6 protein-coding genes are annotated in these 8,823 nt (G+C 68.7%); all 6 read right to left on the bottom strand.

The annotated features are described in order from the left end of the window. Positions 1 to 63: 63 nt before the first annotated feature. Positions 64 to 1,131 (bottom strand): oligopeptide/dipeptide ABC transporter ATP-binding protein, encoded by a 1,068-nt coding sequence (locus tag AB0G02_RS21765; protein ID WP_360797234.1) that lies wholly within the window; start codon positions 1,129 to 1,131, stop codon positions 64 to 66. Continuing rightward, on the bottom strand, positions 1,128 to 2,312 hold the full coding sequence (locus AB0G02_RS21760) for an ABC transporter ATP-binding protein (protein ID WP_360797232.1): 1,185 nt from the start codon (positions 2,310 to 2,312) through the stop codon (positions 1,128 to 1,130). Before AB0G02_RS21760 ends, AB0G02_RS21765 begins: the two co-directional genes overlap by 4 nt. Then, entirely contained in the window at positions 2,309 to 3,265 is a 957-nt protein-coding gene (locus AB0G02_RS21755) for an ABC transporter permease (RefSeq protein ID WP_360797230.1), read from the bottom strand. Before AB0G02_RS21755 ends, AB0G02_RS21760 begins: the two co-directional genes overlap by 4 nt. After that, positions 3,258 to 4,256: an ABC transporter permease gene (locus AB0G02_RS21750; RefSeq protein WP_360797228.1), complete on the bottom strand. Its 999-nt coding sequence runs from the start codon at positions 4,254 to 4,256 to the stop codon at positions 3,258 to 3,260. Before AB0G02_RS21750 ends, AB0G02_RS21755 begins: the two co-directional genes overlap by 8 nt. 149 nt (positions 4,257 to 4,405) lie before the next feature. Next, positions 4,406 to 6,193, bottom strand: a complete 1,788-nt coding sequence (locus tag AB0G02_RS21745; protein WP_360797226.1) for an ABC transporter family substrate-binding protein — start codon at positions 6,191 to 6,193, stop codon at positions 4,406 to 4,408. 327 nt (positions 6,194 to 6,520) lie between these two features. Continuing rightward, positions 6,521 to 8,197 (bottom strand): ABC transporter family substrate-binding protein, encoded by a 1,677-nt coding sequence (locus AB0G02_RS21740; protein WP_360797224.1) that lies wholly within the window; start codon positions 8,195 to 8,197, stop codon positions 6,521 to 6,523. Positions 8,198 to 8,823 lie beyond the last annotated feature (626 nt).

Here is an 8,823-nt window from a genome sequence, read left to right as displayed (position 1 = left end):
CTCCGCGGCGGGCGGCGAGGTCGCGTCGACCGGGCCGCCGCCCGCGGAGCAGGGGCCGTGGGCTCAGCCGACGAGGGCGGGGACGACCTCGGCGAAGTGGCACGCGGAGAACGTGCCCGAGCCGTCGCCGCGCTGCACCAGCGCCGGCTCCTCGACGGCGCAGATGTCCTGCGCCTTCCAGCACCGGGTGCGGAAGCGGCAGCCCGACGGCGGGTTCACCGGCGACGGAACGTCACCGGTGAGCACGATCCGCTGACGCCGGCGCTCCACCTTCGGGTTCGGCACCGGCACCGCCGACAGCAGCGCCTGCGTGTACGGGTGCATGGGCCGGGCGTAGATGTCCTCCCGGTCCCCGATCTCGACGATCTTGCCGAGGTACATCACCGCGACCCGGTCGGAGATGTGCCGGACGACCGACAGGTCGTGCGCCACGAACAGGTACGCCAGGCCCAGGCGCTCCTGCAGCTCCTCCAGCAGGTTCACCACGCCCGCCTGCACCGACACGTCCAGCGCGGACACCGGCTCGTCCAGCACCACGAGCTTCGGGTTGAGCGCGAGCGCGCGGGCGATGCCGATGCGCTGGCGCTGGCCGCCGGAGAACTCGTGCGCGTACCGGTTGCGGTGCTCCGGGTTCAGGCCGACCAGCTCCATGAGCTCGTTGACCCGCGCCTGCACATCCTTGCCGGTGCCCTCGGGCATGCCGTGGATCTTGAACGGCTCGGAGATCAGCTCGTTGATCTGCCAGCGGGGGTTCAGCGACGCGTACGGGTCCTGGAACACGATCTGCATGTCCCGGCGCACGCCCCGCAGGCCCTTGCCGCGCAGCGTGGTCAGCTCGCGACCCCGGAACTTCACCGAGCCCGACGTGGGCTTGTGCAGCTGCAGGATGGCCCGACCGGTGGTCGACTTGCCGCAACCGGACTCACCGACCAGGCCCAGCGTCTCGCCCGGGTACAGGTCGAAGCTGACGCCGGACACCGCTTGGACCTGCCCCACGGTGCGCGGGATGATGCCGCCGCCGCGCACCGGGAACGACTTGACCAGGTCCTTGACCTCCAGCAGCGGGGTCTCGCCCGGACGTCCGCCCGACGCGAGGCCACCGGCCTGGGGGTTGGTTTCTGTCGAGGTCATGAGGTCGGCTTCTCCTCTTCGTGCAGCCGCGCTTCGACCACGTCGACGGCCTCGGCCACCGGGATGTCCGGGTTCGCCGCGGTCAGCGACGCGGGGTTCTCCACCGTGCCGATCTCGTCGTGCGCGAACAGCCGCTGCGGGTTCTCGATGGTGGCCAGGTGCGCGGAGCGGTGGCACCGCGCGAAGTGGCCGGGCCGGTCGGTCTCCAGCAGCAGCGGTTCGGTCTCGCGGCACTCGTCGATCGCCAGCGGGCACCGGGGCGAGAACGAGCAGCCGTGCGGCAGGTTCATCAGCGAGGGCGGGGCGCCCTTGATCGGCGTGAGCCGCTTGCCCAGCATGTTCGGGTTCGGGATCGAGCCCAGCAGACCCACCGTGTACGGCATCCGCTGCGCCTCGAAGACCTCGTCCACGGTGCCCTGCTCGACGACCGTGCCGCCGTACATGACCTGCACGCGGTCCACCATGCCCGCCACCACGCCCAGGTCGTGCGTGATGACCATGATCCCGGCGCTCGTCTCGTCCCGGATGCGCAGCAGCGTGTCCAGGATCTGCGCCTGCACGGTCACGTCGAGCGCCGTGGTCGGCTCGTCCGCGATGATCACGTCCGGGTCGTTGATGATCGCCATCGCGATCATCGCGCGCTGCCGCATGCCGCCGGAGAACTCGTGCGGGTACTGCGCGGCGCGGCGGTCCGGCTGCGGGATGCCCACGAGCTCCAGCACCTCGACGGCCTTGGCCCAGGCGGCCTTCTTCGACACGTCGTGGTGCGCCTGGTGCGCCTCGGCGAGCTGCCAGCCCACCGTGTACACCGGGTTCAGCGACGTCATCGGGTCCTGGAAGATCATCGAGACGCCGTTGCCGCGCACCGGCTGCATCTGCTTGTAGTTCAGGCCCACGAGCTCGCGGTCCTTGAACTTGATCGAGCCGCCGATCTTCGCGGTCTTGGGCAGCAGACCCATGATCGCCATCGACGACACCGACTTGCCCGAGCCCGACTCACCGACGATGCCCAGCACCTCGCCGGGCCCCAGGGTGAACGACACGTCCCGCACGGCGTGCACGGTGCCGTCGTCGGTCGGGAAGTCGACCGACAGGTTCTCGACCCTGAGCAGCTTCTCGCCGCCGGCCGCGTTGTCCCAGGCCGAGGACTCGGGAGCGTTCATCAGGTCCACCTCACTCATGCCTTCACCCTCTTCTGCCGCGGGTCGAAGGCGTCCCGAAGACCGTCACCGATGAAGTTCACCGCGAGCGAGATCAGCACGATGAACACGAACGGGGTGAAGAACAGCCACGGGTGCAGCGTCAGCTCGTTCTTGTTCAGGCTGATCATCAGGCCCAGCGAAGTGTCCGGGCTCTGCACGCCCAGGCCGATGAACGACAGCGCGGCCTCCAGCAGCACCGCCTGCGCGATGGCCAGCGTCGCGTTGACGATGATCACGTCCACGGTGTTGGGCAGGATGTGCCGGAACACGATGCGGAACGTGGACGCGCCCAGCGCGCGGGCGGCCTCCACGAACTCCTTCTCCCGCAGCGACAGCACCATGCCGCGGATCACCCGGGCGATCGACAGCCAGCCGATGAGGCCCAGGTAGAGCGCCACGATCAGCCAGTTGCTGCCGCCGGCGGCGCCCGCCACCTCCACCACGAAGCTGTTGCGGACCAGCACGGCCGCGATGATCAGGCTGGGGATGACCAGCAGCAGGTCGATGAACCGGCTGATCAGGGTGTCGACCCAGCCCTTCAGGTACCCGGCCACCGCGCCCAGCACCACGCCGATGACGGTGGACAGCACCGCCACCACGATCGCGATCTGGAGCGAGAACTGGATGCCGCGGATGATCAGCGCGACCATGTCGCCGCCGAGCCGGTCCGTGCCGAACGGGTGGTCGCCGCTGGGCGGCAGGTACCGCTTGAAGCCCAGGTCCGTGTACGAGTACTTCCAGAACACGCCGCCGAGGAAGGCGAACAGCACCAGCACCACGAACAGCACCAGGCCGAACAGCGCGGCCTTGTGGCGGGTGAACCGGCGCAGGATGACCTGCCACTGCTTGCGCGCCGAGGTCGTGTCGAACTGACTCGCCTCGGTCGGGCCCGGCGACGGCGCCGCGGCCACGGGGGAACCGATCTCAGTCAAGGCGAATCCTCGGGTCCAGGAAGGCGTACAGGATGTCCGCGATCAGGTTGAACACGATGATGAACACGGCCGTCACCATCATGAAGCCGAGCACCTGGTAGGGCTCGATCTTCGTGATGGCCTCGACGATGAACTTGCCCATGCCGGACCAGCTGAAGACCGTCTCGGTGATCACCGCGCCGCCGAAACCGGCGCCGATGTTCAGCGAGGACACGGTGATGATCGGGATGAGGGCGTTGCGGAACGCGTGCCGGAAGATCGACCGCGCCTCGGAAATGCCCTTCGCCTGCGCCGTGCGCACGTAGTCGGCGTTCAGGGTGTCCAGCATCGACGCGCGCTGGAAGCGGCTGTAGAGCGCGAACTGGATCACGACCAGCGAAATGGTCGGCAGGATGTACGCGCCGCTGTACTGGAACAACTGCTGGCCGAAGCTGCCGCCGAAGCCCTCACCCGGCGGACCCGCCGTGATGATCCACCGGTCGGCGCCTATGGATTCCAGCCAGTTGTTCAGCTGGATACCACCGGCCTTGAGCACCAGGGCCACGCAGAACAACGGCATCGAGAACATCGCGAACGATATTCCGGTCGCCGTGTAGTCGAATACCGAGTACTGTCTCACCGCGCCGATGACGCCGACGGCGATGCCGAGCGCCAGCGCGATGAGCTCCGCGCCCATGATCAGCCGCAGCGTCACGCTGAACGCCCGGAGCAGCTCGTCCTTCACGGGCTTGCCCGCGTTGCCGGGCACGACGGACTCGCCCCAGTCGCCGGTGACGAAGTCGCCGGCCCAGGCGACGTAGCGCTCCATGAACGGCTTGTTGTAGCCCGTCCGCTCGTAAGCGGCAGAGATCTCCGCCGGTGTCCGGGGCTTCTGGAGCTTCCACTCGCCCAGGGGGTCACCCATGGCGTTGACGAGACCGAAGCAGAGGAATGAGGCGACGATCAACAGCGGAATCGAGATCAACAACCGCCGGATTATGTAACGGAACATGACGAGTCTCTAGTCTCCCTAGGCACCCCCGCGTGCAAGCGTGGGAGCCTACCGGACGCGGACACCGTCCGGGGGGCCGGTGCTTGTGGCACCGGCCCCCCGGCGGTTGGGTCTTGCTTTACCTAACCGGACTCAAAGCCAGGCGTCGCTTACTTCTTCTGCCAGGCGTAGAGGTTCCAGGTGACACCGCCGCCGACACCGATGTACGAGATCGGGCCGATGTCCGCGCTCGACGCGGCGAAGTCGGTCAGCTGGAACAGCGGGACGCTGTGCAGGTCGTCCCGCATGATCTTGTCCGCTTCGTTCATCATCGTGATGCGCTTCTGGTAGTCGAGCTCACCGTTCGCGGCCTGCCACTTCTCCGTCAGCGCGGCGGAGTCGTAGTTGTTGTAGTTGGCCGAGCCGCCCTTGTCCTTCTGGGCGTAGTTGCCGTACGCACCGGCCTTCAGCGGCTGGCCGACCCACGCGAACAGCGCGGCTTCGAACTCGCTCGCCGGGAGGCGCTTGTCGTTGAAGTCGGCAGCCTGGTCGTCGACGATCTCGATGCCGGCCTGCTTGCACTTGTCCTGCAGGACGCGCACGGTGTCGGCACGGCGCTGGACGATCTTGTGGCCCAGCTTGAAGGACGCGCGGAACTCGCCCTTGGTGTAGATGCCGTCGGCGCCCTGCTTCCAGCCGCCGTCCTCGAGGGTCTTCTTGGCCGCCGCGACGTCACCCTTGCCGGTGTCGCTGTAGTGGTCCTCGTAGCCGACCTCGTTCGGCATGAACGTCAGGCTGCCGAGCGGCTTGGCGTTCGGGTCGACGTCCGCGACCAGCTTCTCGACCAGCGCGTCGCGGTCGAAGCACTGGGCGATCGCGGTGCGCAGGTCCTTGTTCTGCTTGAACAGCGGCAGCGCCATGTTGAAGTCGACGTGCTCGTAGGTCTGGCCACCGGCCGCGAAGACCTCGAACGCGCTGTCACCGCGCAGCTGCTGCGCGACGGCCGCGTCCGCCTGCGGGGCGATGACCTGGACTTCCTTGTTCTGCAGCTGCTGAGCGGCCGACTGGGCGTCGGTGTTCGTCTTCAGGATGACCTTGGACGGACCGCCGGGGTTGCCCCACCACTTCGGGTTGCGCTCCAGGACCGTCTGGTCCTTGAGGTCCGCCGACTTGATGATGTACGGGCCGCCGGACAGCGCGACCGCCGCGTCGAAGCCGCGCCAGCCGGTCGTGTAGAACTCCGCGACCTTCTTGACGGTGTCGTCGTTCTGCGAGGGCATCACCTTGGTGATGTCCGCCACGCCGGTCTTCTGCTCCAGGATGTGCGCCGGCAGCAGGCTGTCGCTACCCGGCTGCGAGAACAGGGCGCGGTAGTCCGCGAACGGCTTGTCCTTGAAGAACGTGGTGGTGATGGTCTTGCCGTCGCTCGAGCACTCGAGCTTCTCGATGTCCTTGTAGCCCGTGTCGGACGAGTCGAAGATCGAGGCTTCCGTGCCGTCGTCACCCTTGACGGTGGCCTTGCTCGTCGCGGCCAGCCACTTGAGGTGGAAGTCGTCGCAGTCGATCGGCTCGCCGTCGGACCAGACGGCGGCCTTCTGGACCTTCCACTCGATCGTCTGCGGGTCGCTCGACGTGACCTTGATGGACTCCATCAGGTCGCCGTCGACCTTGATCACGACCTTGCCGTCCACCAGGTCGGTGATGTAGGGCGAGGGCTGCACGTTCGACAGCGCGATGGTGCTCGCGAAGTTGTTCGTCGCGCCGATGTTGTTGTTGTAGTTGCTGAAGCCTTCTTCCACGGCGATCGCGATCTCACCGATGTCGTCCACCTTGGGACGCTTCAGCAGCTCGTCCTGACCACCGATCGCGCCTGGGTCGAGGTCCTGCGGCCCGCCTTGGTCGCCGTTGCCCGAGCCGCCGCCGCTGCACGCGCTCAGCACGAGCGTGGCTCCGGTCAACAGCGCAAGCGCCGAGACAGCCTTTGATCTCCTCATCGACACGTGCCCTCCTAGCACTGGGTTGGAGCGACCGTTTGGGCCGACTTCCACCCATAACCGTGATGTGCCAAACGCGCCCCGAACCGACACACCGTTGCAGCACGATAAGAAGCAGTGCGCGGCACGGTCACTGCCCATCGGCCGATCGTGACCAAAGGGTGACACGTTGGTCGCAGCATGCGACTCCGTCGTTACCGGGCGGGAGCGTTCGTTAACCGGACGACCGGAATACTGTCAATACTGCCCCACGAACGCATCTTGAAGCCAGTGTTACGTCCGCGTCAACGGTCAACGATCTTCACGCCGCCAGGACCGGGCGGTGCTCAGCGGACCGGCGAACGGAGCGCCCGCGGTGACCCCGACGGCCTCCGGCAGGACCACCAACAAGTCCGCTACCTGGAACAACGGCAGCGAGACGGCCTGCTGCCACAGCACCGGTTCGATGGTCCGCAGGGCGTCGGCGAGCAGGACCTCGCCGCTGAGGGCCTGGTCGATCACCGGCTGCACCGCCTGGTCGCAGAAACCCGACAGATTCGCCGGAATGGGTGTACCGCCGTCCTCGGGGGACGTCCGGCAGCCGAATGTGGAAGCCAGAACGGCCGCGGAATCGCCGGTGTCGACCTGCGGCACGACCGCAATGTCGACCGTGTCATTGGACGTCGCGGTATCCGACAGATCTTGGCCGAAGAACTGATTCGGCTGCGTTGTCAGGACGCGTGCAGCGATTCCGGACAATGACAGTTGACGTTGGACGCGGTTCGCGATGGTCTCGTACGGCTCGACGCCGGCCGGTGCGCCGATGGTCAGCTCGACCGGCTTGTTGTCCCGGCCCCACTGCCCGCCCTCCGGCCGGGTGTACCCCGCCTCGGTGAGCAGTTGGCCCGGGTCACCGGCCTTGGCGGGCATGGTCGGGGCGTAGCCGGGCCTGCTCGGCGGCACCACCTGGGCGTCGGCGCGGAGGTTCGCGCTCGGGCCGCTGCGGACGCCCGCGGCGATCAGGTCGTCGCGGTCGAGCAGGTTCATCACGGCCGTCCGGACGCGCACGTCCTGCATTCGCGCGGAGGCCGGCCGGAAGAGCAACTGCACGACTTCCGGGCGCGGCACCACGACGCTCGCGAGCGACGCCGTCCTGGCGAGTTCCGCGATGTCCTTGGTCGCGATGGCGTCCGCGCGGATGAGCGCGACCTGCGCGTCGCGGGTCTTCAACGCCTCGATCGTGTCGGGCTGGCTGGAGCGGCGCAGGACCACCCGGTCGAGCGCGGGCGGCGCCTCCCAGAACCGGTCGCTGCGCTCCAGCACGATCTCGCCGCGCGGCTGGTCGAGCGAGCGGACCGCGAACGGCCCGGCGGTGGCCGGGAAGCTGTCCGCGAGGGCCGCGCTCCACCCGCCGGGGGCGTCTTTGAGCAGGTGGGCGGGCAGGAGGTCGCGGAAGAGGCTCCGCCAACCGGGGTAGGGCTTGGCGAACACGACCTCGACCACCTTGCCGCCCTCGCGGCTGGTGATGTCGTCGATCAGCCGGTACCCGGCGGGGTCGACGACCCCCGGCTCCTGCCGCATCCGCTGCCACAGGAACACGAAGTCCTCGGCCGCGATCGGCGCCGAGTCCGACCAGCTGGCGTCGCGGCGGATCGTGTACGTGACCGTGTACGGGTCCGCGCTGGTCACCTCGGCGCTGACCATGAGGTCCAGGTCGAGCCGCGCCCCGCCGTCCGCGTCGGTCCGGAAGGTCGACGGCAGCAGCAGCGCGGCCAGCGCGGTCGTGACGGTGCTCTGCCCGGCCAGGGTGTGCGGGTTGTAGCCGCCCTTGATGTCGTCCATCCCGACGACGATCTCGTTCTGCTTCTCCTTCGGGACGACCGTCATCCCCGGCGTCGACGGCACGAGGGGCGGTGGGGGTGTCGCGGTGCAACCCGCCACCACCAGGGCGAGCGCAGCCAACACCGCTAGTACCTTTCGCGTCCCCATGGGTACGAGCGTGCCAGACGCCGCTGACAGTTGACGCCCAACCCCGCGACTCCCACCCGCTGTTCACCCCACCTCACGTTCACCCCACCGGCCTACCGACATCCGGCCTGTGACCCACGCCACGCCAAGCCCCACCGCGCCACGCCGCGCCCGGCCGCCGCGCTCGCGGGCCGAGGGGCGAGGGGCGAGGGGCAGGGACACCGGCGGGCGGCACTGGCGGGCGCACACCTGAGGGCCGGCCGATGGAGGTCAGCCGATGGGGGCCGGGTGCCGTGGACGGGCGGGACAGTTCGAAGCGGCCGATCCGGGGCGGGCGATCTGGAGCCAGCGGGTAGGGGCGGGCGATCCGGAGCCGGCCGTTCGGGGCAGGCGGGTCCGGGCAGGCAGGTCCGGGCAGGCAGGTCCGGGCAGGCAGGTCCGGGCAGGCGGGTCGGGGCAGGCGGGTCGGGGCAGGCGGATCGGGGTCCGGTCAGGCGTTCCGCCTGGGTTCGCGGTCCGGCTCGGCGGCTGGGCACGCGAGCGCGCGGGCGAGGTGGTGGCCGGCTCGGCGGTTCGGCGTTCGGCTCGGCGGCTGGGGGCAGCGCGGGTTCGAGGCGGCCGGGTGCGAGTGGGCGACCGGGTGCGAG

It is taken from the genome of Actinosynnema sp. NPDC023658 (assembly GCF_040639995.1).
Classification (GTDB): Bacteria; Actinomycetota; Actinomycetes; order Mycobacteriales; family Pseudonocardiaceae; genus Actinosynnema.
This window is presented reverse-complemented; position numbering and strand designations above follow the sequence as displayed.